1 protein-coding gene is annotated in these 560 nt (G+C 46.4%); it reads right to left on the minus strand.

Annotated features, from left to right (window positions below; genetic code table 11):
• A partial coding sequence (locus ABD481_RS46960; protein ID WP_344672376.1) for a glyceraldehyde 3-phosphate dehydrogenase NAD-binding domain-containing protein occupies window positions 1–319 on the minus strand: 319 nt, incomplete at its 3' end.
• Window positions 320–560: the final 241 nt, after the last annotated feature.

Below are 560 nucleotides of genomic sequence, written 5' to 3' on the forward strand. Positions count from 1 at the left end.
GAGCGGTTTCGTCGGTCAGGAAGATTCCGGTTGCTTCAGCAACAACGTCAACACCAACTTCCTCCCACTTCAGGTTAGCCGGGTCACGTTCAGCGGTAACACGGATTTTTTTACCGTTAACGACCAGATGACCGTCTTTCACTTCAACGGTACCGTCGAAACGACCGTGAGTGGAATCATACTTCAGCATGTAAGCCATGTACTCTGCGTCTAACAGGTCGTTGGTTGCAACGATCTCGATGTCAGAACGTTTCTGAGCAGCACGGAAAACAATGCGACCGATACGGCCAAAACCGTTGATACCTACTTTGATAGTCATATATTCCACCAGCTATTTGTTAGTGAATAAAAGGTTGCCTGTAAAATTACAAAAACCTTACGCAGCGTCAAGCGGAATCGTGTCAATCATTGCGACAAATCAATCCTGAGCAGACCTTTGCGCGATTGATTTGCCTCACTTTCCCTTTGAGCCCAATTCCATATGGGGGCTGCGCGCGGAATTTTAAAGGGCATTTAAGATAAAAACGTGATTTAAGTCACAATTATCTGGCTGCCTGTGG

Origin of the sequence: Catenulispora yoronensis (assembly GCF_039531695.1) — a bacterium.
GTDB lineage: Bacteria > Actinomycetota > Actinomycetes > Streptomycetales > Catenulisporaceae > Catenulispora > Catenulispora yoronensis.